Consider the following 26,636-nt stretch of genomic DNA (forward strand, 5'->3'; position numbering starts at 1 on the left):
CCCTGCCTGGAGGTCATCATGCGCACAGCCCTGCTCGCGCTCGCCGCCGCCCTAGCCCTCACCCCGGTCACCCCCGCCCTGGCCGCTCAAGCCGCCCCGCCAACCGCCGCCCAGCTCAAAGCCGCCGTGGCCGCCTGCACCAAGCAGGTCTCCAACGGCAAGTACGCCCACGACGCCGGGGGAGCGCGGACCGTGCCGGTCTGTGCCACCCGCAAGGCCGTGCACTGGCGGGCCGACCTGGACATCGACTGCGACGGGCAGCGCACCGCCAAGTGCAATGCCAGCACCGATCCCTACTGGCAGAACGCGACCGCCTTCAATCAGTCCGACGGCAGGCCGCTCAACGCCGAGACGCTGCCCTTCATCGTGGTGCCGCTGGCCAGTCCGACCTGGAACTACCGCGACTCCGGGATCACCGGGGGCACGGTGGCGGTCGCGGTGTACAAGGACAAGGTGGTCTACGGGGTGGTGGGGGACCTCGGGCCGAAGGCGATCATCGGTGAGGCCTCCTACGGCATGGCGCGGCAGCTCGGCATCAACCCGCATCCGAGCACCGGGGGCGTGAGTGGGGCCGTGGTCGACTTCGTGGTGTTCCCCGGGGTGAAGGCCAGTCCGATCGAGCACAACGCGACCGCGGTCCGCCTCGGGCAGCAGGCCGCGACCGCGTTGGTCAGCTGATCTCCGGTAGTGCCGGGCCGAGCAGGTCGTCCGCGTCCACGATCCGGTACGCGTACCCCTGCTCGGCCAGGAACCGCTGCCGGTGCGCCGCGTAGTCGGTGTCCAGGCTGTCCCTGGCCACCACCGAGTAGAAGTGCGCCTGGCGACCATCTCCCTTGGGGCGCAACAACCTGCCCAGTCGCTGGGCCTCTTCCTGGCGGGAGCCGAAGGTGCCGGAGACCTGCACCGCGACCGAGGCCTCGGGCAGGTCGATGGAGAAGTTGGCCACCTTGGACACGACCAGGGTGCGGATCTCGCCCTTGCGGAAGGCGTCGAAGAGGGCCTCGCGCTCCTTGTTCCTGGTGGAGCCCTGGATGACCGGGGCGTTGAGGGCCTCGCCGAGCTCGTCGAGCTGGTCCAGGTAGGCGCCGATGACCAGGGTGGGCTCGTCCGGGTGGCGGTCCAGGATGGCGCGGACCACCGGGGCCTTGGTGCGGGCGGTGGAGCACATCTTGTAGCGCTCCTCCGGCTCGGCGGTGGCGTACTGGAGGCGCTCGTTCTCGGTCATGGTGACCCGGACCTCGACGCACTCCGCGGGCGCGATCCAGCCCTGCGCCTCGATGTCCCGCCACGGCGCGTCGTAGCGCTTCGGGCCGATCAGGGAGAACACGTCGCCCTCCCGGCCGTCCTCGCGGACCAGGGTCGCGGTCAGGCCGAGGCGGCGGCGGGACTGCAGGTCGGCGGTCATCCGGAACACCGGGGCCGGCAGCAGGTGCACCTCGTCGTAGACGATCAGGCCCCAGTCCCTGGAGTCGAACAGCTCCAGGTGCCGGTACTCGCCCTTGGTCTTGCGGGTGATCACCTGGTAGGTGGCGATGGTGACCGGGCGGACCTCCTTGCGCTCGCCCGAGTACTCGCCGATCTCGTCCTCGGTCAGCGAGGTGCGCGCGACCAGCTCCCGCTTCCACTGCCGACCGGCCACCGTGTTGGTGACCAGGATCAGCGTGGTCGCCTGTGCCTGCGCCATCGCGGCCGCGCCGACCAGCGTCTTGCCCGCGCCGCAGGGCAGCACGATCACGCCGGAGCCGCCCGCCCAGAACGCCTGCGCGGCGTGCCGCTGGTAGTCGCGCAGGGTCCAGCCGTTCTCGGCCAGCGCGATCGGGTGCGCCTCGCCGTCGACGTAGCCGGCCAGGTCCTCGGCCGGCCAGCCCGCCTTGAGCAGCAGCTGCTTGAGGTGGCCGCGCTGGCTGGGGTGCACCACCACGGTGTCCGGGTCCAGCCGGTCGCCCAGCATCGGCGCGATCTTCTTGTTGCGCAGCACCTCCTCCAGCACGGCCCGGTCCACAGTGGACATGACGAGGCCGTGCACGGGGTGGTTGGCCAGCTGTAGCCGGCCGAAGCGGCCCATGGTGTCCACCACGTCCACCAGCAGCGGCTGCGGCACCGAGTAGCGCGAGTAGCGGACCAGCGCGTCCACCACCTGCTCGGCGTCGTGCCCGGCGGCGCGCGCGTTCCACAGCGCCAGCGGGGTCACCCGGTAGGTGTGCACGTGCTCGGGCGCGCGCTCCAGCTCGGCGAACGGCGCGATCGCGATGCGTGCCTCGTCGGCCAGCTCGTGGTCGACCTCTAGCAGCAGGGTCTTGTCGGACTGGACGATGAGGGGTCCGTCGGTCACGGGGTATCGGGCTCCTGGGCCTGGTGGCGGTTTCCTGGCCTTCCAGGGTAGTGACCCCGGAAGTCAAGTTCGTTCGGGCAGGTCGTACGGGTGCGCTTCAGAGAACTTCCGACACTTCTTCGCGTTCGGCGGTAGTGGTATAGGGCGCTGATGTGCTGGAATGCTGCCCGTTCCGCCCAGCACATCACTGGGTAAATGGAACGCGCTTCCACCCATGCAACTTCCCTCCATGGAGGAAGGACCCCCGAATGCTTCGCCAGATTCCGCGACGGCGGTTAATCGCCGCCGGTGTCGTGACCACGGTCGCCACCCTGCTCGCCGGATGTACCGGGGGCACCAGTGGCGGGGCGAACCAGCCGGTCACGGGGCTGCGCCTGATGGCGCCGGCCAAGCCGGGCGGTGGCTGGCACCAGTCCGCGCAGGCCATGCAGGACGTGCTGCTCAAGGAGAAGCTGGCCACCGGCGCGCAGGTGTTCAACGTGGAGGGCGCGGGCGGGGTCACCGGCCTCAAGCAGATGGCCGGCGAGAAGGACGACAAGCTGCTGATGATCATGGGTCAGGTCATGGTCGGCGGCATTCTGAACGCGAAGTCGGACAAAACGCTCAAGGACACCACGCCGATCGCCAAGCTCACCGGCGAGGCGCTGGTCATCGTGGTGCCGGCCGCCCAGACCGAGATCAACCTGCAGGACTTCCTGACCACCTGGAAGCAGGACCCCAAGGGCACCGTGATCACCGGCGGCTCGGCGGGCGGCGCGGACCAGATCCTGGCCGGACTGGTCGCCGACGAGGTCGGCATCGACCCCGGTCAGGTGAACTACGTGGCCAACTCCGGTGGTGGCGAGGCGGTGGCCAAGCTGCTCTCCGGCGAGGTCAAGGCGGGTATCTCCGGGGTGTCGGAGTTCTCCGAGCACGTCAAGTCCGGCAAGCTGCGCGCGATCGCGGTCAGCGGTGACAAGCGCTCCACGCTGCTGCCCGACACCAAGACGCTCAAGGAGCAGGGCGTGCCCATCTCCTACCTGAACTGGCGCGGCGTGGTGGCCCGCCCCGGCCTGTCCGATGGCGCCAAGCAGACCCTGGTCGACATGGTCACCAAGATGCGCAACAGCGAGGCGTGGAAGCAGACGCTGAAGGCCAAGGACTGGGAGGACGCCTGGGCCACCGGCGCGGACTTCGCCAAGTTCATCGACGAGGACGAGGCACGGGTGAAGAAGATGCTCGCCGAAATCGGCGGGATCAAGTGACCACCAGCACCGACCACAGCTCGGCACTCGGCCGTCCCGGAAACCGGGGCGGCCGAGCCCGCGTCAGCGGTGAGCTGCTGCTGACCGCACTGCTCGGCGGCCTGGGCGTCTACGTCCTGGTCGAGACTCCGACGATCATGGTCCCGCCGGCCGCCGCGGTGGCCGGGCCCCGGCTGTTCCCCTACCTCATCGGCGGCCTGCTGGTCGGGGTCGCGGTGCTGCTCACCGTGCAGGTGCTGCGCGGCCAGGCCGCCCCGCCGGAGGAGGGCGAGGACATCGACCTCAGCCAGCGCAGTGACAAGCGCGCGGTGCTGCTGCTGGTCGGGCTCTTCGCCGGGCACGCGGTGCTGATCGAGCCGATCGGCTGGCCGCTGGCCGCCGCGCTGCTGTTCGCGGGCACCGCGGTGATCCTGGGCGCCCGCCGCTGGTGGGTGATCGTGGTCAGCGCGCTGGCCCTGGCCCTGGCGCTGTGGGCGGTGTTCGTCTTCGGCCTCGGCGCCTACCTGCCCGGCGGCCCGTTGCAGGGCCTGCTCGGGTGAGCGCGCTGCTCCAGGGCTTCGAGAGCGCCCTGGCCGTGGAGAACCTGCTGTTCGCGCTGCTCGGCGTGCTGCTGGGCACGCTGGTCGGGGTGCTGCCCGGGATCGGCCCGGCGATGACGGTGGCCCTGCTGCTGCCGATCACCTACCTGGTGCCGCCGGCCGCCGCGCTGATCATGTTCGCCGGCATCTACTACGGCGGCATGTACGGCGGCTCCACCACCTCGATCCTGCTCAACACCCCCGGTGAGTCCGCCTCGATCATCACCGCCCTGGAGGGCAACAAGATGGCCAGGGCGGGCCGGGGCGCGCAGGCGCTGGCCACCGCGGCCATCGGCTCCTTCGTCGCGGGCACCATCGGCACCCTGCTGCTGTCCCTGCTCGCCCCGCAGATCGCGGAGTGGGCCATCAAGCTCACCTCGGCGGACTACTTCGCGCTGACCGTGCTGGCCTTCTGCACCGTCTCGGCGATGCTGGGCGCCTCGCCGCTGCGCGGGGTGGCCGCGCTCGCGCTCGGGCTGTTCCTCGGGCTGATCGGCACCGAGTCGCAGACCGGGCAGAGCCGGTTCGACTTCGGCGTGGACGAGCTCTCCCGCGGGGTGCCGGTGGTGGTGGCCGCGGTCGGCCTGTTCGCCGTCGGCGAGGCGCTGTACGTGGCCTCCAGGATGCGGCACGGGGTGCCGCAGCTGATCCCGGTGAACAAGGTCTGGTGGCTGCCCAGGGAGGACCTGAAGCGGTCCTGGCGGCCCTGGCTGCGCGGCACCCTGATCGGCTTCCCGATCGGCGCGGTGCCGGCCGGCGGGGCGGACGTGACCACGTTCCTGTCCTACGCGGTGGAGAAGAAGCTGACCAAGCGGCCGGAGGAGTTCGGCAAGGGCGCGATCGAGGGCGTGGCCGGGCCGGAGGCGGCCAACAACGCGGCCGCGGCCGGGGTGCTGGTCCCGCTGCTCACCCTCGGCCTGCCCACCTCGGCCACCGCGGCGATCATGCTGGCCGCGTTCACCAGCTACAACATCCAGCCCGGCCCGCTGCTGTTCGAGACCGAGCCGGTGCTGGTGTGGACGCTGATCGCCTCGCTGTACGTGGGCAACGTGCTGCTGCTGGTGCTGAACCTGCCGCTGGCCGGGCTCTGGGTGAAGATCTTGCGAGTTCCCCGGCCGTACCTGTACGCGGGCATCCTGCTCTGCGCCTCGCTGGGCGCCTACGCGGCCAGCAGCGCCTGGCAGGGCCTGGTCGTGCTGGCCGGCATCGGGCTGCTCGGCTTCGTCATGCGGCGCTACGGCTGGCCGGTGGCGCCGGCCATCCTCGGGTTGATCCTCGGTCCGGTGGCCGAGACCAACCTGCGCAAGGCGCTGCAGATCAGCCAGGGCGAGGTGGGCGCGCTGGTGCACACCCCGTTCTCCATCGTGGTGCTCGGCGCGGCCGTCCTCGCGGTGGGGGTGCCCCTGGTACTCCGGACCCGGGCAGCGGTGCGGAACAGAGCCAAACTGCGGGAACCCACATCAGTATCTTGAAAGTTGGTTCTTTTCCAACGTCCTATCGTGCAATCGCTGGTTGTGGTTGGTTGCTCGCCATGCGTGTTCAACGAGGAATGATGGCGGCCGGCGCCCTGCTGATGGCCGCCGCACTGGTGGCCGGGTGCGGAAACGGCGGCAACGCGGCGCCCGGTGCGCCGATGGAGGGCTTGCGCCTGATGGTGCCCGCCAAGGCCGGTGGTGGCTGGCACCAGACCGCGGAGGCGGTGCGCAACGTGCTGCAACGCGACAACCTGGCCACCGGGACCGAGGTGTTCAACGTGGCCGGGGCCAACGGCATCACCGGGCTGAACCAGCTGACCGGTGAGCGCAACGAGAAGGTGCTCATGGTCATGGGCAAGGTCATGGTGGCCAGCGTGATCAACTCCAAGTCCAGCAAGACGCTCAAGAACACCACCCCGCTGGCCCGGCTGACCAGCGAGAGCATGGCGCTGGTGGTGCCGGCCAAGTCCCCGTACACCAACCTGCAGGACTTCCTGACCGGCTGGAAGCAGGACGCCAAGGGCACCGTGGTCACCGGTGGCGTGGTGGCCGACGTGGACCACATCCTGTCCGGGCTGATCGCCGACGAGGTCGGCATCGACCCCAAGGTGGTCAACTTCCTGCCGAACCAGGGCGGTGGCGGCGAGTCGGTGGCCAAGCTGCTCTCCGGCGAGGCGAAGGCGGGCATCTCCGGTGTCTCCGAATACGCCGAACAGGTGAAAGCCGGAAACCTGCGCGCCCTCGCGGTGTCCGGCGACAAGCGGTCAAAGCTGCTGCCTGAGGTTAAAACGTTGAAGGAGCAAGGGGTGCCGATCTCCTACGTCAACTGGCGTGGCGTGGTCGGCACGCCGGACCTGGCCGGCAGCGCCAAGACCGACCTGGTGAACATGTTCACCAAGCTGAAGGACAGCCAGGCCTGGCAGCAGATGCTGCGGGACAAGGACTGGGAAGACGCTTTCCTGGCCGGCCCGGACTTCGACAGCTACATCGAGTCGGAGAGCGCGGCGGCGAAGAAGGTGCTCACCGAGATCGGCCTGGCATAGCCACCCAAAACCTGGCAACACACGCACACGCACGGCAGAGGCGGGGAATTGAGCACGTTCGACTACGTCATGCAGGGGTTCGCGGCCGCGGTCACCGTGGAGAACCTGCTGTTCGCCCTGGGGGGCGTGCTACTGGGGACGCTGGTCGGGGTGTTGCCGGGCATCGGCCCGGCGATGACCGTCGCCCTGCTGCTGCCGATCACCTACTCGGTGCCGCCCGCGGCCGCGCTGATCATGTTCGCCGGGGTGCTCTACGGCGGGATGTACGGCGGTTCCACCACCTCCATCCTGCTCAACACCCCTGGCGAGTCGGCGTCGGTGATCACCGCGCTGGAGGGCAACAAGATGGCCCGGGCGGGCCGGGGGGCACAGGCGCTGGCCACTGCCGCCCTCGGCTCGTTCGTGGCCGGCACCATCGGCACCGTGCTGCTGGCCCTGCTGGCCCCGCAGGTCGCGGACTGGGCGGTGCACCTGACCTCGGCGGACTACTTCGCGCTGACCGTGCTGGCCTTCTGCACGGTGGCCACCATGCTCGGCGGCAGCGCGATCCGCGGTTTCGCCAGCCTGGCCCTCGGGCTGGTGCTCGGACTGGTCGGCCTGGACCCGATGTCCAGCCAGGAGCGCTTCACCCTCGGCATCGGCGAACTGGTCAACGGCGTCGACCTGGTGATCGCCGCGGTCGGCCTGTTCGCCGTCGGGGAGGCCCTCTACACCGCCGCCAGGCTGCGCCACGGGGCGCCGGAGGTGATCCCGGTCAACCGGGTCTGGTGGCTGCCCAAGGAGGATCTGAAGCGGTCCTGGAAGCCCTGGCTGCGCGGCGCGGCGCTGGGCTTCCCGCTCGGCGCGGTGCCCGCGGGCGGCCCGGTGATCTCCACCTTCCTGTCCTACGCGGTGGAGAAGAAGCTGGCGAAGAAGCCGGAGGAGTTCGGCAAGGGCGCGATCGAGGGCGTGGCCGGGCCGGAGGCGGCGAACAACGCGGGCGCGGCCGGCATGCTGGTCCCGCTGCTCACCCTGGGCCTGCCCACCTCGGCCACCGCCGCGGTGATGCTGGCCGCCTTCGGCAGCTACAGCATCGAGCCGGGCCCGCTGCTGTTCCAGAGCCAGCCGCTGCTGGTCTGGACGCTGATCGCCTCGCTGTACCTGGGCAACGTGATGCTTCTTGTCCTGAACCTGCCACTGGTCGGCATCTGGGTGAAGATCCTGCGCATCCCGAGGCCGTACCTGTACGCGGGCATCCTGGTCTGCGCCTCGCTCGGGGCCTACGCGGGCAGCCAGCAGTACTCGGGGCTGCTGGTGCTGCTGGCCCTCGGCGTGCTGGGGCTGGCCATGCGGCGCTACGGCTGGCCGGTGCTGCCGGCGATCCTCGGGCTGGTGCTCGGGCCGATCGCGGAGGAGAACCTGCGCAAGGCGTTGCAGGTCAGCCAGGGTGATCCGGCCACGCTGCTGGCCAGCCCGTTCGCCAAGATCGTGCTCGGGCTGGCCCTGCTGAGCATGCTGTCCCCGCTGCTGCTGCGCGGCCTCAGGGCGCTGCGCGCCCGGCCGGTCACGACTAGTTGACCGGCGCTGACGGCGGCAGCAGCTGGAGCACGTCCAGGCGGGTGTTGAGCAGCTTGTTGCTCTCCATCATGTCCGCCACCCGCTGCAGCCGGACCGGGTTGATCGACACCGGGAAGGTGCCCACCGCCACCAGGGCCGCGGTCTGCGGGTCCAGGGTGGCGTACTTGATCAGCACTTCCTGCACCTTGAGGTGGTTGGTGCCGAGCAGCTGGGCCTCGCTGAGCACCTGGCGGAAGGCGGCGAAGGTCTTCGGGCTCTCCTCGGCCGCGCGCCGGGTGGCCGCGTAGCCGGACATCGGGAAGTCCAGGGTGCCGCCGCGGGCGGTGTCGCTGAGCACGACCGCGCCGATCTGCTTCTGCACCCTGGTCAGGTGCGGCTCCACCATCCAGGCCGCCTCGACCTTGCCGGTGAGCAGCGCGGACTCCATCTTGCCGAACTCGACCTGCTCCAGCTTGACCTCGTTCACCCCGGCCGCCTTGAACACGGTCTTGGTGGTCAGCGCACCGATGCTGTCGGTGGAGTCCACGCCGATGGTCGGCCGGGAGTTCCCGCGGTTGAGCGCGGTGAAGGTGGAGTTCTTCAGCGTGACCAGGGCCATCGTGTTGGTGCCCGCCTGGTACGCCTCACCCTGCAACTGCAGCTCCGCGCCCTCGGCCGCGGCCTTGAAGAAGGTCACGTGGCTGGCGAAGGCGATGTCGATGGTCCCGTTGTTCAGGGCCGCCATCGCCTCCTTCTCGGAGTTCATGCTGATCGTGTCGACGTTGAGGCCGATGGCGGAGAACTTGCCGTCCTCCTTGGCCATGAACAGCGGCGCCACGTCCACCAGCGGCAGGAAGCCGACTCGCAGGGTGGTCTTCTCCAGCACCGGCTTGGCGCCGGCGCCGCCGCCGCCGAACAGCGAGCAGCTCGCCGTGACCGCCACCATCACCGTGCTCAGCACCACTGCCACGCTGCGGCGCAGTGTCTTGTTCGCCATCGGGAGAGCCTCTCGCCGTCCTGCTTCTAGCCGCGTGCTGCCACGGCTGACCTACATCGCGGTGCACGCGCTGTCTATGCGCAGTGTCGCAGTGTGCCGGAAGTAGATGCTAACGAGGTAGAGACCACCCACAAGCAGGACTTCAGGTAGAGCTTTGGACACGTTGCGCAATCCTGCCCTTTCGCGCCGTGGGGGATTCCCACTAGGCTCTCCGGCCTAGCCGCTGGTGGTTCAGCTCTGCCACGCGTGTGCTCGGCGCCAACCCCCCTGGCGTCCCGAGTAGGAGCTGTGCTGCAATTCGGCCCGATTCGCGAGTCCAACCTCGGTCCGGGGAGGGACCGGGACACTGCTGCTGGAAGAGGAAGCCCAGGGTGGCCCGTCGAGAGAAAGGTCCCAGCCAGCGTGGCGCGGGGGAAGCCCCGCGCTCGGAGACCCCCGAAAAGGGTGATGAGGCGGCTTCGAAGAGTAACGGGGCCAAGCAGATGCCGGCAGCCGCGACACCGGACTCCACACCGGTGAGCACGGACAAGCCATCGCAGGCCAAGTCCGCGCAGGAGGTGGGCACGGCCCGCTGGCGCCTGCGCAACTGGCGACTGCGCAGCAAGCTGCTCGCCGTACTCCTCATCCCGACGGTGGTCGCCCTTGTGCTGGGTGGCGTCCAGGTGACCAACGAGATCGACCAGGCCGGCCGGCTGGCCAGGCTCGCGACGCAGGCCCAGTTGCAGGGCAGCGTGGCCACGTTGGTGCACCAGATGCAGCGCGAGCGGGACCTCACGGTCCGCTACGTCGCCTCCACCGATAACGAGAAGGAAGACCAGGTCGGTGTGCTGGACCGCCAGCGCAAGCGCGTCATCGACGCCACCGAGGTGCTGCGCAACCAGCTCAACGAGGTCGGTCCCTCACTGGATGACGACACCAGGCGTTCCTACGTCACCGTCGTGCAGCAGCTGGAGCGGTTGAACCGGCTGCGCCAGGTGGCGGGCGTCACCGCGTACCCCGAGTCGGAGATCCTGCGCAACTACACCGAGTCCATCGGAGCCCTGCTGGACCTGGGTGAGATCGCGGGCACCCAGGCCGACGAGCCGGAGCTGATCCGGCTGCAGCTGGCCGCGGTGGCCCTCGGCCGGGCCAAGGAGCAGGTCTCCCGCAAGCGCGCGATCCTGCTGGACATCCTGCAGCAGAAGAAGTTCGAGCCGACCCAGACCAGGCAGATCCTGGCCGCGGACGCCGAGCTGGAAGCCGCGCGCAACGACTTCCGCAAGTCCGCGACGCCGGAGCAGCGGCGGCAGTACGACGACACCGTCACCGGTCTGATCGTCGACGTGGCCAACGACATGCAGGAGGCCGTGCTCCAGCTGGCCGCCCAGCCGCAGGCCCCGCAGGCCGCGGCCTTCGGCAACCTGGCCACCGACCGCTGGGACATGGCCGCGACGCTGACCATCAACCTGACCCAGCGCGTCGAGAACTCGCTGATCGACCAGCTCAAGGCGGACACCGCGGCCGCGGCGGCCGCCGTGCGCGCCTCGGCGACCACCCGCTCCATCCTGGTGCTGGCCGCGCTCGCGCTGGCGGTGTTCCTGGCGATGCTGGTGGCCTACTCGCTGCTGCGCCCGCTGCGCATCCTGCGCCGCACGGCGCTGGAGGTGGCCGACCGGAAGCTGCCGGAGGCGGTCGAGCGCATCCTGGCCGCGCCGGACCCGGCCGAGGCGGCCAAGACCGCCATCGAGCCGGTGCCCGTGCACACCCGCGAGGAGGTCGGGCAGGTCGCCCGGTCCTTCGACGCGGTGCACGGCGAGGCGGTCCGGCTGGCGGCCGAGCAGGCGCTGCTGCGGGACAACGTCAACGCGATGTTCGTCAACCTCTCCCGCCGGTCCCAGGCGCTGGTCGAACGCCAGCTGAGCCTGATCGACCGGCTGGAGCAGGACGAGCAGGACCCGGACCAGCTCTCCAGCCTGTTCGAGCTGGACCACCTGGCCACCCGGATGCGCCGCAACTCGGAGAACCTGCTGGTCCTCGCGGGCACCGACCTCACCAGGCGGCTCACCCGCCCGGTGCCGGTGGCCGAGGTGGTCGGCGCCGCGGTCTCCGAGGTCGAGCAGTACGCCAGGGTGCAGGTCACCGCGGTGCCCGACCTGGCCGTGATGGGCCGCGCGGTCAACGACGTGGTGCACCTGGTGGCCGAGCTGCTGGACAACGCCACCGCGTTCTCCGACCCGAACACCAAGGTCACCGTGCGCACCGCCCGCACCCGCAAGGGCGAGCTGGCGATCGAGATCAGCGACCGCGGTGTGGGCATGCCCGAGCAGGAGATCACCGACTACAACCAGCGGCTGGCCGACCCGCCGGAGGTCGACGTCGCGGTCTCCAGGCGGATGGGCCTGTTCGTGGTCGGCCGGCTGGCCCAGCGGCACGACATCCGGGTCCGCCTGCGCAACAACGAGGACATCGAGGGCGGCACCACCGCGCTCGTGGTGGTCCCGGCCGAGCTGATCCAGCCGCTGAGCTCCCCCTCGGCGGGCCGGACCTCGGCGGGGTCGCTGTTCACCCAGTCGCACACCGGGTCGCAGCCGCCGGTGCCCTCGCCCTACCAGCAGACCGCCGCCTCGGTGATCAACACCGGCGAGCACCAGTCGCTGTTCACCTCCAACTCCGCCCCGGCGGAGCAGAGCCAGCCGTCCCTGCCGCCGGTCCCGCCGGTGGCGGAGCCGGAGCAGCCCGCCGAGGTCAGTGGCCCGGTGGCGGACTCGGGCGACCACCCGGACCTGACCGTCCAGGTGCTCACCGGCCGGGGCGAGCAGGACCCGGCGGCTCCGCCGGAGCTGTCCGCGCCGAGGGACATCTTCCAGCCCGTGGTGCCGCCTGCGCCGCAGCCGGAGCCCGTCCCGGAGCCGGAGCCCGAACCGGTGGCCGAGCAGACCCAGGCCGGCCGCAACCCGATCGTGCCCAGGGCCTCGGTCACGCCACCTGCCTACGGCGCGCTGAACGGGACCGGGGAGCGCCCCAAGGGCGTCGAGTACGACCTGGACGCCCCCACCGAGCGGCTGCCGATCTACGAGGCGGTGCTCTCGCAGTGGTTCCAGGCCGTGGACAGCGAGCCGGTCGGCGGGGCCGCGCCCTACCTCGGCTCCGACCGCGGCGACCTGGGCCTCGGCCCGGTCCCGCCGGTGAAGTCCAAGGCCGCCCCGGCCCGGCCTGAGCCCAAGACCGAGCAGGTCCGGCTGCCCGAGCCCAAGACCGAGCAGGTCAGGGCGCCCGAGCCGCAGCGTCCGGCAGAGCCCCAGCGGCCTGCCGAGCCGCCGCGTCCGGCGGAGCCGCAGCGCGCGGTCGAGCCGGAACGCCCGGCCGAGCGCTCCGCGCCGCAGCCCGCGGTGCCCGTGGCCAAGGCGGAGCCGGAGCCCGAACCGGCCCCGCAGCGGCGCCCGGCGGTTGAACGTCCGGCCGCGCGCCTCCAGGATGAGACGGTGACCGCACGCCGCCCGAGCACCGACTGGCATTCGCCAGGCGATGAGGGCTGGCAGCAGGCCGAGGCCGTGCTGAGCAGTGCCAAGGCGCTGTCCCAGCAGACCCCGTCCGGACTGCCCAAGCGGGTGCCGAAGGCGCACCTGGTGCCGGGCTCGGCGGCACCCCGTCAGCAGACGCTGCCGTCGAAGACTCCGGCGTCCGGTCGCTCCGCGGACAATGTTCGTGGGAGGATGTCAAGTTTCCAGCAGGGTCTGCGCCGGGGAAGGCACGCCAGGATCGATGTCCTGACGAACGAGTCGGCTCAGGGACCGAACGACGACGAGACCCGCTCCAACGGGCAGGCGAGGAACGAGGAGCAGCCGTGAACGAGCCAGCGGTGACGGCCCTTGAGGAGGAGTCCGCGTGACCGAGTCAGTCCAACAGCCAGGCAGCTTCGGTTGGTTGATCACTGACTTCGTGCGCCGGGTGCCCGGTGTCGCCCACGCGGTCGTGGTCTCCGCCGACGGTCTGATGCTCGCGGGGTCGGAGGGCCTGCCCAGGGATCGCGCCGAACAGCTGTCGGCGGTCTCCTCCGGCCTGGTCAGCCTGACCGCGGGTGCGGCTCGGTGCTTCGAGGCGGGCGAGGTGGCCCAGACGGTGGTCGAGATGGAGCGGGGCTACCTGTTCCTGATGTCGATCAGTGACGGGTCCTGCCTGTCCGTGCTCGCGGCGCCGAACTGCGACATCGGCCTGGTGGCGTACGAGATGACCTTGCTCGTGGAGCGGGTCGGTCAGCAGCTCACCCCCGAACTGCGCGCGCAGCTGCACGGCGTGGTGCGCAGATAATGAGTCGATGGGGGTGACGCGGAGATGACCACAGGTTCAGGCTTCACTGGCGACCGGTTCGACTACAAGGAGTGGGCGCTGGGCGGCTTCGGATACAACGAGCCGGACGACGACGGCGAACTCCGGGCGGAGCACCCGGACACGCTGTCGCCGCGCGGCGGGCTGGACGGGATGGGCTCAGGGCTGTTCGGCGGCCCTGGCGCGGACCTGTTCGGCGGCGGGATGGTCGAGGATTCCCCCATCCCCCAGCAGGCCGCGCCGGGGGCCGCCTCGGCCGAGCCGGACCCCTTCACCGAGACCGGTTCGCTGGTGCGCCCCTACACCCGGACCGGCGGGCGTACCCGCCCCGACTACGACCTGGCCATCGAGGCGCTGGTGTCCACCAGCGACCACGGCCGGGATGCCGCGGTGCTGCCCGAACACCGCTCCATCTGCGGGCTCTGCCTGGACGCCCGCTCGGTCGCCGAGGTCGCCGCGCACCTGCGGCTGCCGCTGGGGGTCGTGCGGGTGCTCATCGGCGACATGGCGGGGCTCGGGCTTGTCACGATTCACCAGGGCGGTTTGGTAATGGGGGACCGGCCGTCGCTTGCGTTCCTGGAAAGGGTGCTCAGTGGCCTCCGCAGGCTCTAATCCCCGCAACGCGCCGGACACCCGGCGGGCCACCACCTCGGCCAAGATCGTGGTGGCCGGCGGGTTCGGCGTCGGGAAGACGACGTTCGTCGGCTCGGTGTCCGAGATCGTGCCGCTGACCACCGAAGCGGTGATGACCGAGGCCAGCGTCGGGGTCGACGACCTCAGCGCCACGCCGAACAAGGTCACCACCACGGTGGCGATGGACTTCGGTCGTGTCTCGCTGGACAGCGACCTGATCCTCTACCTGTTCGGCACCCCGGGTCAGCACCGGTTCTGGTTCATGTGGGACGACCTGGTGCGCGGCGCCATCGGCGCGGTCGTGCTGGTGGACACCCGCAGGCTGGCCGACGCCTTCGCCTCGATCGACTTCTTCGACGACCGGCAGCTGCCCTACGTCGTGGCGATCAACTGCTTCGACGGGACGCTGCACCACCGCGTCGAGGACGTGCGCGAGGCCCTCACCATCGAGGAGTCGGTGCCGATCATCACCTGCGACGCCCGCAGCCGGGAGTCCACCAAGCAGGCGCTGATCCACCTGGTGGAGCACGCCATGCGCCAGTGGATGGCCGTCCGCGCGGGCTGATCGCAGGCCGGACCCGGCCTGAACGCACGAAGGCCCCGGCTGAACCAGCCGGGGCGCTTCGAGCTACCGCCGCTAGCGCTTCGCGCGCTCGGTGATCTTGGCCTTCGCCGCGCCGCGGATCCGCTCCGCCGCGGACTTCCGCGAGTCGTCATCGCCCACGTGCAGGCCGACGCCGGCGGTCGGGCTGCACCCGGCTCCGGCCGCCGCCGCGATCGGCTTGACGCCCACCCCGGCCTCCGCCGAGCAGACCAGGCCCGCGTCGGCGACCACGGCCACCTTCACATCACCCACCCCGGCGCCCAGGTTCAGCCCGGTGAGCTTCAGTCCCGCGGTCGGCCGGACGTTGATGTTCGGCACGTCGTTCGCGGCCCTGGGCTGGACCTTGGGTTTGGCCTTGGCCTGCCGGTCGGCGATCTTGGCGGTGGCCGCCTTCCTGATCCCGTCGCCCAGGCTGACGTGCACGTCCGCGTCATCGTCGTCATCGTCGTCGTCGTCCAGCACGTTCAGGTTCACGCCGATCCCGGCGTTCACGCCGACCTCCGCGCCGATGTCGATGGGGTCGACGCCGACGCCGACGCCGATCTCGCCGCCGAGGCTGATGCCGCCGCCGATGCCGATGCCGATGTCACCGATGCCGATGCCGATGTTGAGCCCGCTGATCGAGATGCCCGCGTTCACGCCCGCGTTGACGTTCGGCCGGTCGTCCGGCCGGTCGTCGGCTGAGGCCAGTCCGGCGCAGGCCAGCATGCCGAGGGACACCGCTGTGAAGCCAGCGGCCGAGCGCAGGGCCAGTCGGGAAATGGTCATGCCATTCCTCCTCGCAGTCGTTTCGTCTACACGGTCGAAATGACCGCCGGTCGGAGGTGGCCGGTGCAGGTGACAACCTCCGCGGAGAACGCTAAGCGCGAACAGGCCACTACAACGGGTGGTCCGGCGGACCGGACGAGTGGATCGTCCACATCGGACCGTTGTGCCTGAACTGGGCGCGTATTCGCAGGCGGAAACGATTCAGTCCGACGTCGTTCCGTATTCGATCTTGGTCGCGCCATCATGATCGGCGACCGCCGGAGGAGTGGGTGAAGCGCGCAGCGAGATCAGGCGTCCTCGACAACGGCCACCGAGGTGATCCGGTGCACCGGGAACCGGCGCAGCGTTCCGTGCGCCTGGTCGAACCCCTCGAGCATGCCGCCGGCCACGCTCACCGGGTTCACCACCCGCTGGCTGGCCACCCCGTGGTTGTCCACGAAGCCGAGCCAGACGCTGCGACCCGCCTCGGCGGCCCCGCGCAGCAGGGCCAGGGTGGTCGCGCTGTCCGTCGGGGAGATTGTGGCACCCCTCGGTGTGGCCGCCGCGGCGTCCCCCGCTTTCATCTGCGCGACCACCGCGAGCAGCTGTTCCTCACTCGGCCCGCCGGGCACCACCGGGCGGCGGTGGTGCCTGATCCGGGCGGTGATCCGGCGGCCGGCCGGGCGCAGGTCGAGCACCTGCCCGTCCGGGCCCTCGGCGGCCGGGGCGAACCCGGCGGCGCGCAGCCCGTCCAGCACCTCGGCCAGGCTCATCGGGCTGACCAGCACGGTGGGCGCGATCCGGCGCAGCGCCAGCCGGTCGGCCTCCGCGCTGGCCAGCACCTCGGCCACCAGCACCGGGTCGTCGCAGCGCAGGAAGGACCCGGCCGCCCCGCCGCGCAGCCGTCCGTGCCGCCGGGCCACGTCGTCGATCAGGTAGGTCAGCGACTGCGGCACCGGGGTGCGCGAGCGGGTCCGGAACAGCTCGTGCAGGTCGGCCGCGGTGCGCCCGGAGTCCAGCGCGCGGCGCGCGGTGGCCTCGGTGACCCGGTAGACCGTCGCCCCGCCCGCGGACTCCACGTCGGCGACCAGCGCGATGTCGGCGGCCAGATCGGCCTCCAGCGGGCCGGGCGCGACCACGGTCAGGTCGGCCTGCACCAGCACGTGGTCCACCGGCGCCGGCATCGCGTCGGCCATGGTCTTGGCGGCCGCGGTCGGCCCCTCGGTCAGCAGCGTGCGGCCCGGTCCGCTCAGCGCGTCCAGCGCGAGCACGCCGAGCACGGTGCCCTCGGCCACCGTCCACTCGACCAGGTCGTCGCGCAGCCTGCCGCCGCGCCGGGGCGCCCGCCAGGCCAGCACCGCGGCCAGCTGCCGCACGTCCTTGACCGTGGCGCCCGGCGGCAGGTCGGCCAGCACGTCCAGCACCCGCCGCCGCTCCCGGGGCGCCAGCGGGCGGCGCAGCTCTTCGCTGAGCACGCCCAGCGGCCGGTCCTTCTCGTCCCGGCGGCCGTAGAGGCCGGGCAGCCGGGGCAGGTCCAGCCAGGCCTGCGCCAGGGTGGCCCAGCGCTGCTCGGGGGTGCCGACCAGCCAGGTGTCGGCCAGCGTGGTGGGCACCCACTCCGGCTCGCCCGCCTCGCTGTCGCCTGCCAGGCCCGCGCCGACCACCAGCTCGGCCAGCAGCCCGGCCCTGCGCTCCTCGACGTCGATCTCCTTGGCCAGCCTGCGCAGCTCCCGCACGCCGAGCCCGCCGGAGCGCAGCACCGGCGGCGGCTCCTCGCTCCAGAACCCGATCAGCCCCTCGACCTGCCGCAGCAGCTCCATCGCCGCCCCGGCCGCGGTGGCGTCCACGGTGGCCTGGTTGTGCGCGCCGGTGTCCAGCGCGGGCTCGGTCACCTCCACGGCCCGGAACGCCCGGTTCCCGCGCAGCGCGAGCCCGACCTGCCTCGGCAGCTCCACGGTCTCGGCGTCCCGGCGCAGCAGCAGGCCGCGGGCGAGCAGCTTCTGCACCGGGTTGCGCGCCTTCTCCAGCGGCACCACCGTGCCCGCGTCCCTGGTCCGCCCGGTGGGCTGGCCGTCGGCCAGTGTCTCCAGCAGCTTGCGCTCGGTCTCGTCCAGCTCGGCCAGCAGCGCGGGCAGGTCCGCCCCGTCCAGCCGGGGGTCCGGCCTGCCCAGACCGGCCGGGAACAGGGTCACCGCCTCGGTGGCCGCGGGCGGCACGGACAGCGCGGTGTCCGGTCCCCAGGCCAGCGCGCGGGAGCGCAGCAGCTCCACCGCGGCCTTGGTCGCCTTGACCGGCACCCCCTTGCCGAGCAGCGCGGAGACCTCGGTCAGCGGCCGCGGCGCGGTGTCCGCGCCGGCCAGCAGCAGGGCTTCCAGCACGGTCAGGGTGAAGGAGTCCAGGTCCTCGCAGGCCCTGGCGATGGAGGCGCGGATGCCGGCTCTGGTGGCCAGCACGCTGGTGTCGCCGGGGGAGGGGGTGGCCAGGTCGGGGCGGGCGCGCAGCAGAGCGGCGAGCCTCGTCTCGTCCTGCGCGCGCAGCCACGCGGCGAGTGAAGGACCGGACATCCCCTCCACGGTATCTGCCCGCGGTGGATCGTCGGGCACACTATGGCGCGTACGACGACAGAGGAGGATTGACGTGTCCAAGGCCGAGCGCCACGCGGAGCGGATCGAGCCCACCTGGCCGGAGGGTCCCTCCGAGAAGGAGCACGCGGTCAGCGAGCTCGTCAGCCATCTCCAGGGCGCGCAGTCGCCGTTCGGCGAGGTGAGCTTCCCGTTCGAGTCGGTGCCCTACCACCACCCGACCACGGTGATCAACAAGTAGGCGGAACCGGTTCACGCGGCTCGGCGAGGATTCAGCTTTCCGAGCCGCGTGCGTACTTTAAGTAACCCGGGACTACGCTCTTCGGTTGAAAGCGTTGTCTTGGAGGCCACCAATGCCGGTTCCTGGTCCGGGTTATTCGATCACCGTCCGTCTTGAGGCGCCGCCATCGGCGAGCGCGGCCGGGGACCTGGCGAGCGCGGTGGGCCGGGTCGGCGGCGTGATCACCGCCTTCGACGTGGTGGAGTCGCACAACGACCGGGTGATCGTGGACATCACCTGCAACGCGATCTCGGCCAACCACGTCAACGACATCACCGACGCGCTGGCCCTGCTGCCCGGCGTGACCGTGCGCAAGATCTCCGACCGCACCTTCCTGATCCACCTGGGCGGCAAGCTGGAGATCGCCTCCAAGATCGCGCTGCGCAACCGTGACGACCTCTCCAGGGCCTACACCCCCGGCGTGGCCAGGGTCTGCCAGGCCATCGCGGCCAACCCGGAGGACGCCCGCCGCCTGACCATCAAGCGCAACACCGTCGCCGTGGTCACCGACGGCTCGGCCGTGCTGGGCCTGGGCAACCTGGGCCCCGCCGCCGCGCTGCCGGTGATGGAGGGCAAGGCGGTGCTGTTCAAGAAGTTCGCCGGCGTGGACGCCTGGCCGGTGTGCCTGGACACCCAGGACACCGAGGAGATCATCCGCGCGGTGGAGCTGATCGCCCCGGTCTACGGCGGCATCAACCTGGAGGACATCGCCGCGCCGCGCTGCTTCGAGATCGAGGCCCGGCTGCGCGAGAAGCTGTCCATCCCGGTCTTCCACGACGACCAGCACGGCACCGCGATCGTGGTGCTGGCCGCGCTGCGCAACGCGCTGCGCGTGGTGGGCAAGGAGATCACCGACACCAAGATCGCGGTCTGCGGCGTCGGCGCGGCCGGTTCGGCGATCATCCGCCTGCTGCTCAAGCAGAAGCCGGGCGACATCATCGCGGTGGACGTGGACGGCATCGTGCACCCCGGCCGCGAGGGCATGGACCCGAACCTGCGGTGGGTGGCCGACAACACCAACGCCGGCCAGGTCACCGGCAGCCTGCACGACGCGCTGGTCGGCGCGGACGTGTTCATCGGGGTCTCCGCGCCGAACCTCTTCGGCGCCGCGCAGGTGGCCACCATGGCCAAGGACGCCATCGTGTTCGCGCTGGCCAACCCGGACCCGGAGATCGACCCGCTGGAGGCCCAGCAGCACGCCGCCGTGGTCGCCACCGGCCGCAGCGACTACCCGAACCAGATCAACAACGTGCTGGCCTTCCCCGGCGTCTTCCGCGGCCTGCTGGACGCGCACGCCAACACCATCACCGACGACATGCTGGTGGCCGCGGCGGGCGCGATCGCCGACGTGGTCGCCCCGGAGCGGCTCAACGCCTCCTTCATCGTGCCCAGCGTCTTCGACACCAACGTCTCGCCCGCGGTGGCCGAGGCCGTGCGCAAGGCCGCCGGATCGGCCGTGTCGGGCTGAACCGGTCAGGGGCCTAGCATTCCCTTGTGAGTGAACGCGGTGAGCTGACCCACGTCGACGCGGCGGGGGCGGCGCGGATGGTCGACGTCTCCGGCAAGGAGGCGACCAGCCGCAGCGCGGTGGCCTCCGGCGTGCTGCGCACCACCGCCGAGGTGGTGGAGCTGCTGCGCCGGGACGGGCTGCCCAAGGGCGACGCGCTGGCGACCGCGCGGATCGCCGGGATCATGGGCGCCAAGCGCACCCCGGACCTGGTGCCGCTGTGCCATCCGATCGCGCTGGCCGGGGTCAAGCTGGACCTGGCGCTGGGCGAGGCCGAGGTGATGATCACCGCGACGGTCCGCACCACCGATCGCACCGGGGTGGAGATGGAGGCGCTCACCGCGGTGGCCGTCGCCGGGCTCACCCTGCACGACATGGTCAAGGCGGTCGACCCGGCAGCGGTGCTGGACGCCGTCCGGGTTGACCGCAAGGAGGGTGGGAAGACGGGACTATGGACGAGACCGCAGCCGTGAGCCCGCGCAGTGCCCGGGTGGTCACCGCCTCCAACCGCGCCAGCGGCGGCGTCTACGCCGACCGCACCGGCCCGGTGATCGTCAGCTGGTTGCGCGAGCGCGGCTTCTGGGTGCCCGAGGCCGACGTGGTGCCCGACGGCGATCCGGTGGGCCAGGCGCTGCGCAAGGCGGTGACCGAACGGGTCGACGTGGTGATCACCACCGGGGGCACCGGCATCAGCCCCACCGACCGCACCCCGGAGGCCACCAGGGCGGTGCTCGACTACGAGGTGCCCGGCCTGGCCGAGGCGATCAGGGCCGCGGGACGGCCTGAGGTGCCCACAGCGGCCCTCTCGCGCGGACTGGCGGGGGTGGCCGGTAGAACCCTCATCGTGAACCTGCCGGGCTCCACGGGCGGCGTGCGGGACGGTCTGGCGGTGCTGGACGGCGTGCTGGACCACGCGGTGAGCCAGCTCCGCGGCGGCGACCACGCCCCCGGCGGCGGTCCGCGCACCGGCCCGGCGGCCGCCGTGCTGCGCGCCGAGGTCACCGAGGACCCCGTTGACGTGGAGGAACACGCCCGCCTGGTGGCCCATCCGGCCGCGGGCGCGGTGGTCACCTTCGCCGGCGTGGTCCGCGACCACGACGAGGGCCGCGGCGTGACCGAGCTGGAGTACAGCGGGCACCCCAGCGCCGCCGAGGTGATCGCCGAGGTCGCCGGGGAGATCGCGCTGCGGCACCGGGGCGTGCGGGCCATCGCGGTCAGCCACCGGATCGGCCAGCTCAAGATCGGCGACGCCGCGCTGGCCTGCGCGGTGGCCGGCGAGCACCGCCGCGAGGCCTTCACCGCCTGCGCCGACCTGGTCGACGAGGTCAAGCGCCGCCTGCCCATCTGGAAGCGCCAGCTGTTCACCGACGGCGCCGAGGAATGGGTCAACTGCCCCTGAACGAACACAAAACCCCCGGTCGCCACGTGAACGACCGGGGGTTTCGCGGAATGTGCTCAGCGAGTCAGTGGACTCACTTCACGTCGAGCTTCTGACCCGGGAAGATCAGGTCAGCGTCCTTGACGATGTCCTTGTTGCGCTCGAACAGCGCCTTCCAGCCACCGTTGACCTGCAGCTTCGACGCGATGGTCGACAGGGTGTCACCCGCGACGACGGTGTAGTCCGCGCCGTTCTTGTCGGTGACGACCGGAGCCGGCTGGACCGGAGCGGCCGGCTTGATGACCGGCTTGCTGACCACGGGCTTGGGCGCGGCCTGCTTCTTCACGACCGGCTTGGCCGCGGGCTTCGGGGCGGGAGCGGGCTTGGCGTTGCCGCCGCCGCCACCGGCCACACCGGCCTTCTTGCCGCAGCTCGGCCACGGGGTCAGCTTGCGGGCCGCGTACAGGCGCTCAGCGACAGCGATCTGCTGCTCACGAGTGGCCAGGTGCGCGTACGGGGCGTACTGGCCACCACCGTTGGAGAGCCAGGTGCCACGGTCGAACTGGAGGCCGCCGTAGAAGCCGTTGCCGGTGTTGATGTTCCACCGGTTGCCGCTCTCGCACTTGGCAAGAGCGTCCCAGTTCACGCCACTCGCAGCGCTGGCGGTACCGGCCACGGCCATCGGGGCGGCCACGACGGCACCGGCCACGACGACGCGGGCCACGGTGCGGGTGATGTTGGACTGCTTGCGGTGCTTGCCTCGGTAAGAAGCCATTTCCCTCTCGCCAACCGCGCCTACGAGGTGAGCTGTCGGATTCGGACCGGTGGTGCTGGCCCGGCCGGTTCTCACCGGCTTCACCCCAAGGGCGCTGACTGCTCGCCCGGAGTTGGTTCCCCCGCCCCTGTCCAGTTGAAGTTTCGCTCGGGGTTTGGTCGGGAACTCGCTTGGACAGGGCTTGGCGCTACGAGTTCCCGTCGTGCTGGCCGGTTCGGGGCCGACCGAGAAGCGACCGTACGTAACGCAGCGGGGGTCCGCCAAACCTTCTGGACTGTGACCGTCGTCACCGTAACGTTTGGCGGAGTTCTGCGATGGCGGGTGTCTCCCCAGGTCAGTCTGCCGTTACCGCGCCGTGTCCTTACCGAGATCAATCACCGTCGGTGAGGCGTGGCTCACCCCGTCGCGGCACCCGAGTGACCCCGTAGGAACGCGGCGAGCCCGGCGAGGTCGTCGGTGTTGAGGTGATCGACCCCGGCCGCCGCGAGCTCCCGCCAGAGCGCCGCCCGCGCGGCCCCCGGCACATCCGGCGTCGCCCAGAACCGCAGCCGCTGCCCGCCCGCGTGCACCCGCCCGACGAGCTCCCGCAGCTTGGCCCGCTCCGCGGCGGGCATCTCGCCTTCACCCCGCCAGGCGAACAGCTTCGTCCAGTTGTCGGACACCAGCGGCGCCAGCTCCGGGTCCGCGCCGGGACCCAGGTCGGCCGGATCGGTGAGGCGTCCGTCATAGAAGGCCAGCCGGTCCCGCTGACCAGCCATGACCGCCCTCGGCCGGTCGCCGGAGATGACCGCCGTCACAGCCCCGCGCAGCACACAGCCGTGCAGGTACCGGCTGAACATCCAGGAGTACCGCGGCGACCGCAGCACCCGGTCCAGCTCGGCGTAGACCGCGGCCCCGTTGGTCTTGATGTCCACCAGCAGCTGGAACAGCCCGGCCCGCCCCGGGTAGACCCGCCCGCCATTGACCAGCGCCCGCTTCCGCAACGGCTCCAGGTACAGGGCCTGCAACGTCCGCTCCGGCCGCAGGTCGCCGGGGTCGTGCCCGACCAGCAGCGCCCCGTCCACCAGGTAGATGTCGGCCTCGACGCTGGTGAACCCGTGCGCCAGCGCGTCCAGCAACGGCCGCCCGTGCTCGTAGTCGTTGTGCGCGTGCGCCTGGGCCAGCGGCTTCACCCGCCCGGCCGCCTCCGCCGGCGCCACCGCCCCACCCAGCAACCCGGCCACCGCCAGACCCAGCAGCGCCGCCCGCAACCCGATCCGCACACCGACCTCCCGAGTGAGCCTGGGGCGCAAAGTAAAGCGGACGAACGACCGGCCGGTGAACGTGGTCCGGCCGGTTGGTTGCCGTGCCAGGGCCATCGGTCCGTGCGACCATCGGCCAAGGCAGGGGAGGCGATGGCACCGGAGATCGAGTTTCGGGTGCTCGGGCCGCTGGAGGTCCGGGCGGAGGGCAGGCCACTGGTCATCGGCGCGGCCAAGCAGCGCGTGCTGCTGGCCGCACTGCTGTTGCAGGCCGGCGAAGAGGTCCGCATCGAGGAGCTGACCGGCACGTTGTGGGAGTCCGGGCCTCCGGTGAACCCGCGTGCCGCCCTGCACACCTACATCAAGCGCCTCCGCCAGACCCTGGCCCGTCCGAACCTGATCGCCACGACTGAACGTGGCTACCGCGTCGACCCTGAGCCGGAGCAGTTTGACCTGTTCCGCCTCCGCAGCCTGATCGCCAGTGCCGAACGAGCCCGCGCCGCTGAGGACAGCGAGACCGAACGCGTCCACCTGGCCGAGGCCTTGGCCCTGTGGCGCGGCCCGGTCCTGGCGGACGTTCCTTCAGAGCCCTTGCGGCAGACCGACGCGGCACGCCTCACCGAACAGCGACTGGTGCTTCTGGAGCGCCGCATTGAGTTGGACCTGGACCTCGGTCGGCACACCGGGGTGATCGGTGAGCTGACCGAGCTGACTGCTCGACATCCGCTGCGTGAACGTTTCTGGGCGCAGCTGATGCTCGCTCAAGTCCGTGATGGAAGACAGGCGGAGGCCCTGCACGCCTTCACTCGGCTGACCGGTCACCTGAAGGTCGAGCTGGGTGTGCCGCCTGGGGCCGCCCTGCGCGCGCTGCACGAGGCGATCCTCCGGGGCGACACCTCCCTATATGCGCGCGCGGAACGCAAAGCGCCGCGAACCGGACCTGTTCCCGCTCAACTGCCTGCCGACATCCCCGACTTCGTCGGTAGGCGAGCGCTGATCGAGGCGATCAGCTCGGCCCTCACCGGATCGGAGCCCAGGCTGGTCGCCCTGTCCGGACCGCCAGGAGCGGGCAAGACCGCGCTGGCCGTGCACGTCGGGCACCGGCTCCGCGGCCGCTTCCCGGACGGCCAGCTGCACGTGAACCTGCGCGGCTACGCGCCAGAACCCGCCTTGGCCGCCGGACAGATCCTGGCCAGGTTCCTGCGGGCACTCGGGATCCAGCCGGAACAGGTGCCAGTGCAGGTCGAGGCGCAGACCGCGATGTACCGACGCCTCCTCGCCAACCGCAAGATCCTCGTGCTGCTGGACAACGCCGCCGACCCCGCCCAGCTCGCCCCGCTGTTGCCGGAAGCGCCGGGGTGCGCCGTGCTCGTGACCAGCCGGACCGAGTTCGCGGAGTTCGCGCACCGGTTCTCGGTCCACGTGCTCGATCCCGAGGAGTCGGTAGAGCTGCTGACCGGCATCCTCGGTCAGGACGTGGTGCGAGCCGAGCCGGAGTCAGTGGCCGCCCTGTCCGAAGTCTGCGCCCATCTGCCGCTGGCCTTGCGGGTCGCCGCGGCCAATGTGCTCGGTCATCGGATCAGTGACTTCGTGGTCCAGCTGCGGCAGGGTGACCGGCTGGAGAAATTGACCGTCGATGGTGACGCCGCGGCTGCGGTCCGCCTGGCCTTCGACCTGTCCTACGCCGAGCTGGCCGCCGACCGGCGGCTCGCCTTCCGGACTCTCGCGCTTGCCCCTGGCACGGACCTGAGTCTCCGGGCCGCCGGGGCGATGCTCGACTGGACCGTCGACCGGACTCGTGAAGTCCTGACCGATCTGGTCGCGGTGAGCCTGCTCCAGCAGGCCAGTCCGGACCGGTTCGGTTATCACGACCTGCTCCGCCTGTACGCCAGGGAAAAGGCTGAGCCGGCCGACAGGCATGCACTGACCAGGCTTTTCAACTACATCCTGGGGACGAGCCACGACGCCGCAGAGTTGATCATGTCGGAGCCGTTGTCCGCGGAGCTGGACCAGCCGGGCACCCGGGGCATCGAGTCGTTCAAGAACGTCGAGCAGGCGCTGGCCTGGCTGGACCTCGAGCGGGGCCTCATCCTCGCGATCGTCCAGGCGGCTGACGACACCGGCCATCCGTGGATCTCCTGGTCGCTGGTCCGGGCGTTGCGGAACTACTTCTACTTCTATGACCACCGGGCGGAATGGCTCATCGCGGCGGAAGCGGCACTCCGGGCCGCCGAGCGCAGCGGCAACTCCCTGATGGTCGCGTCCACATTGGACGGTGTCGGCACGGCTCACTGGAGTGTCGGTGACTACGAGCGTGCTCGTCAGTCCTATCGCAGGGCACAGGCACTGCTCAGCGACACCGCCGTGGGCGAGGAGGTGCTGGCCGGAGTCAACCTGCACCTCGGGATCCTGGGGTTGGAGTCGGGCAACATCGCCTATGCGGAGTCGACGACCACTCAGGCGCTTGCCTACTGGCGAAGTCGCGGATCGACCAAACAGGTCGCCCAGGCCCTGGTGAACCTTGGCACGGTCATGTGCAGACGGGGAGAGCTCGGGCACGCCATGGAGCTGATGCTGGAGGCGATCGAGCTGTGTCGCCGCATTGGATCCCGGTTCGGGGAAGGGGTATCTGCGGTCAACTTGTCGTTCAACCGCCTGCTCACCGGTGATTTCGACGCGGCCCTGGACTGGAGCCGGTTGGCCCTGGAGATCAACGCGGAACTCGGCCGCGAAGAAGCTGACTCCTTCGAGCATCTGGCGGCTGTCCGGGGCGCGCGTGGACAACTCGACGAGGCCATTGCGTCAGCGGCACGCGCTCGTCAAGTCGCTCGCGAGGCCGGTGATCATCGGGCTGAGATCGACGCGATGATCACGACCGGCAAGCTCCACCTGCGTGGTGGCCGGCCGGACCAGGCCCTGGAGGTGTGCACTGAGGCGTTCCGCCAGTCCACGCTGATCGGCTATGGCTTCGGCGAGATCGAGGCGATGGTGGCCATGAGTTTTACTCTCCGCCGCCTGGACCGGCCAGGCGAAGCGGCGGACTATGCCGGACGGGCTCTGGCGCTCGCTTCCCGACACGGCTTCCGCCTGGAAGTAGGGCATGCGTTGACCGCGCTGGCTGAGGCCAGGCTTGCGGCCGGGCAGGTCGATGACGCCCAGGACTTGGTGCGCCGCGCCATCGACACCCTGGATGGCACCGGCCACCGTCCGGGCGAGGCGGAAGCGCGGTTGCTGGCCGGTCGGATCCACCACCAGCGCGGTGCGCCGGACCTGGCGCGGCGGGAGTGGGAGCTGGCGCTGGGGCTGTTCGCCGACATGGGGATGCCGGATGCCGAGGACGTCCGGAAGCTGCTCGACGACACCTCTATATAGAGGAGAG

21 protein-coding genes and 1 riboswitch are annotated in these 26,636 nt (G+C 70.9%); of the genes, 15 read left to right on the forward strand and 6 right to left on the reverse strand.

Translation table 11 applies throughout. From position 1 onward, the window contains the following. Positions 1 to 18 precede the first annotated feature (18 nt). Positions 19 to 678 (forward strand): glycoside hydrolase family 75 protein, encoded by a 660-nt coding sequence (locus M8C13_RS20855; RefSeq protein WP_252482324.1) that lies wholly within the window; start codon positions 19 to 21, stop codon positions 676 to 678. On the opposite strand, the gene M8C13_RS20860 is transcribed toward M8C13_RS20855, so the two are convergent. Further along, on the reverse strand, positions 671 to 2,332 hold the full coding sequence (locus tag M8C13_RS20860) for a DNA repair helicase XPB (protein WP_252482325.1): 1,662 nt from the start codon (positions 2,330 to 2,332) through the stop codon (positions 671 to 673). The genes M8C13_RS20855 and M8C13_RS20860 overlap by 8 nt on opposite strands. A gap of 293 nt (positions 2,333 to 2,625) precedes the next feature. Here M8C13_RS20860 and M8C13_RS20865 point away from each other — a divergent pair, with 293 nt between their 5' ends. The 5 genes from M8C13_RS20865 to M8C13_RS20885 all read left to right on the forward strand — a co-directional run bounded on the left by M8C13_RS20865 (position 2,626) and on the right by M8C13_RS20885 (position 8,229). Continuing rightward, positions 2,626 to 3,576 carry a tripartite tricarboxylate transporter substrate binding protein gene (locus M8C13_RS20865; protein ID WP_252482326.1) on the forward strand — a complete coding sequence of 317 codons (951 nt, stop codon included), beginning with the start codon at positions 2,626 to 2,628 and terminating at the stop codon, positions 3,574 to 3,576. Then, positions 3,573 to 4,115 (forward strand): tripartite tricarboxylate transporter TctB family protein, encoded by a 543-nt coding sequence (locus M8C13_RS20870; RefSeq protein WP_252482327.1) that lies wholly within the window; start codon positions 3,573 to 3,575, stop codon positions 4,113 to 4,115. The genes M8C13_RS20865 and M8C13_RS20870 overlap by 4 nt, the downstream gene beginning before the upstream one ends. Further along, entirely contained in the window at positions 4,112 to 5,626 is a 1,515-nt protein-coding gene (locus tag M8C13_RS20875; RefSeq protein ID WP_252482328.1) for a tripartite tricarboxylate transporter permease, read from the forward strand. Before M8C13_RS20870 ends, M8C13_RS20875 begins: the two co-directional genes overlap by 4 nt. Before the next feature lie 80 nt (positions 5,627 to 5,706). After that, the gene (locus M8C13_RS20880) at positions 5,707 to 6,672 is read left to right on the forward strand and encodes a tripartite tricarboxylate transporter substrate binding protein (RefSeq protein WP_252482329.1); all 966 of its coding nucleotides are present in this window, start codon (positions 5,707 to 5,709) and stop codon (positions 6,670 to 6,672) included. Between the two features lie 48 nt (positions 6,673 to 6,720). Next, positions 6,721 to 8,229: a tripartite tricarboxylate transporter permease gene (locus tag M8C13_RS20885; RefSeq protein ID WP_374213111.1), complete on the forward strand. Its 1,509-nt coding sequence runs from the start codon at positions 6,721 to 6,723 to the stop codon at positions 8,227 to 8,229. On the opposite strand, the gene M8C13_RS20890 is transcribed toward M8C13_RS20885, so the two are convergent. After that, on the reverse strand, positions 8,222 to 9,205 hold the full coding sequence (locus M8C13_RS20890) for an ABC transporter substrate-binding protein (protein ID WP_252482330.1): 984 nt from the start codon (positions 9,203 to 9,205) through the stop codon (positions 8,222 to 8,224). The genes M8C13_RS20885 and M8C13_RS20890 overlap by 8 nt on opposite strands. 515 nt (positions 9,206 to 9,720) lie before the next feature. Here M8C13_RS20890 and M8C13_RS20895 point away from each other — a divergent pair. Genes M8C13_RS20895 through M8C13_RS20910 form a run of 4 tightly spaced genes read left to right on the forward strand, consistent with a single transcriptional unit; the run spans position 9,721 to position 14,708 of the window. Next, a complete protein-coding gene (locus M8C13_RS20895; RefSeq protein WP_252482331.1) occupies positions 9,721 to 13,032 on the forward strand; it encodes a nitrate- and nitrite sensing domain-containing protein in 3,312 nt (1,103 codons plus the stop codon). Positions 13,033 to 13,069: 37 nt separating this feature from the next. Then, complete coding sequence (locus tag M8C13_RS20900) at positions 13,070 to 13,492, forward strand: roadblock/LC7 domain-containing protein (RefSeq protein WP_252482332.1); 423 nt, start codon at positions 13,070 to 13,072, stop codon at positions 13,490 to 13,492. A gap of 24 nt (positions 13,493 to 13,516) precedes the next feature. Beyond that, a complete protein-coding gene (locus M8C13_RS20905; RefSeq protein WP_252482333.1) occupies positions 13,517 to 14,122 on the forward strand; it encodes a DUF742 domain-containing protein in 606 nt (201 codons plus the stop codon). Beyond that, on the forward strand, positions 14,103 to 14,708 hold the full coding sequence (locus M8C13_RS20910) for an ATP/GTP-binding protein (protein WP_252482334.1): 606 nt from the start codon (positions 14,103 to 14,105) through the stop codon (positions 14,706 to 14,708). Before M8C13_RS20905 ends, M8C13_RS20910 begins: the two co-directional genes overlap by 20 nt. Positions 14,709 to 14,780: 72 nt before the next feature. Here M8C13_RS20910 and M8C13_RS20915 read toward each other — a convergent pair whose 3' ends face one another. Both M8C13_RS20915 and M8C13_RS20920 read right to left on the reverse strand, forming a co-directional pair. Further along, the gene (locus tag M8C13_RS20915; RefSeq protein ID WP_252482335.1) at positions 14,781 to 15,515 is read right to left on the reverse strand and encodes a hypothetical protein; all 735 of its coding nucleotides are present in this window, start codon (positions 15,513 to 15,515) and stop codon (positions 14,781 to 14,783) included. A gap of 287 nt (positions 15,516 to 15,802) precedes the next feature. Then, positions 15,803 to 18,058, reverse strand: coding sequence for a helicase-associated domain-containing protein (locus M8C13_RS20920; protein WP_252482336.1), 2,256 nt, complete (start codon positions 18,056 to 18,058; stop codon positions 15,803 to 15,805). Positions 18,059 to 18,131: 73 nt separating this feature from the next. On the opposite strand from M8C13_RS20920, the gene M8C13_RS20925 reads away from it, so the two are divergent. The 4 genes from M8C13_RS20925 (at position 18,132) to M8C13_RS20940 (ending at position 21,262) form a co-directional block, all read left to right on the forward strand. Then, positions 18,132 to 18,317 carry a hypothetical protein gene (locus M8C13_RS20925; protein WP_252482337.1) on the forward strand — a complete coding sequence of 62 codons (186 nt, stop codon included), beginning with the start codon at positions 18,132 to 18,134 and terminating at the stop codon, positions 18,315 to 18,317. A gap of 112 nt (positions 18,318 to 18,429) precedes the next feature. After that, the gene (locus M8C13_RS20930) at positions 18,430 to 19,824 is read left to right on the forward strand and encodes an NAD-dependent malic enzyme (protein WP_252482338.1); all 1,395 of its coding nucleotides are present in this window, start codon (positions 18,430 to 18,432) and stop codon (positions 19,822 to 19,824) included. Between the two features lie 26 nt (positions 19,825 to 19,850). Continuing rightward, positions 19,851 to 20,336, forward strand: coding sequence for a cyclic pyranopterin monophosphate synthase MoaC (moaC, locus tag M8C13_RS20935; RefSeq protein WP_308202834.1), 486 nt, complete (start codon positions 19,851 to 19,853; stop codon positions 20,334 to 20,336). Beyond that, positions 20,315 to 21,262 (forward strand): molybdenum cofactor biosynthesis protein MoaE, encoded by a 948-nt coding sequence (locus tag M8C13_RS20940; RefSeq protein WP_252482339.1) that lies wholly within the window; start codon positions 20,315 to 20,317, stop codon positions 21,260 to 21,262. The genes moaC and M8C13_RS20940 overlap by 22 nt, the downstream gene beginning before the upstream one ends. Before the next feature lie 73 nt (positions 21,263 to 21,335). Here M8C13_RS20940 and M8C13_RS20945 read toward each other — a convergent pair whose 3' ends face one another. Next, positions 21,336 to 22,016, reverse strand: coding sequence for a transglycosylase family protein (locus tag M8C13_RS20945; protein ID WP_252482340.1), 681 nt, complete (start codon positions 22,014 to 22,016; stop codon positions 21,336 to 21,338). Further along, a riboswitch (cyclic di-AMP (ydaO/yuaA leader) is annotated at positions 22,016 to 22,186 on the reverse strand. (Overlaps the previous gene by 1 nt.) Before the next feature lie 225 nt (positions 22,187 to 22,411). Next, on the reverse strand, positions 22,412 to 23,278 hold the full coding sequence (locus M8C13_RS20950; RefSeq protein ID WP_252482341.1) for a phosphatidylinositol-specific phospholipase C/glycerophosphodiester phosphodiesterase family protein: 867 nt from the start codon (positions 23,276 to 23,278) through the stop codon (positions 22,412 to 22,414). A 132-nt stretch (positions 23,279 to 23,410) separates the two neighbouring features. On the opposite strand from M8C13_RS20950, the gene M8C13_RS20955 reads away from it, so the two are divergent. Further along, positions 23,411 to 26,629 carry a BTAD domain-containing putative transcriptional regulator gene (locus tag M8C13_RS20955; protein ID WP_252482342.1) on the forward strand — a complete coding sequence of 1,073 codons (3,219 nt, stop codon included), beginning with the start codon at positions 23,411 to 23,413 and terminating at the stop codon, positions 26,627 to 26,629. Positions 26,630 to 26,636 lie beyond the last annotated feature (7 nt).

Origin of the sequence: Crossiella sp. SN42 (genome assembly GCF_023897065.1) — a bacterium.
Taxonomy (GTDB): Bacteria; Actinomycetota; Actinomycetes; order Mycobacteriales; family Pseudonocardiaceae; genus Crossiella.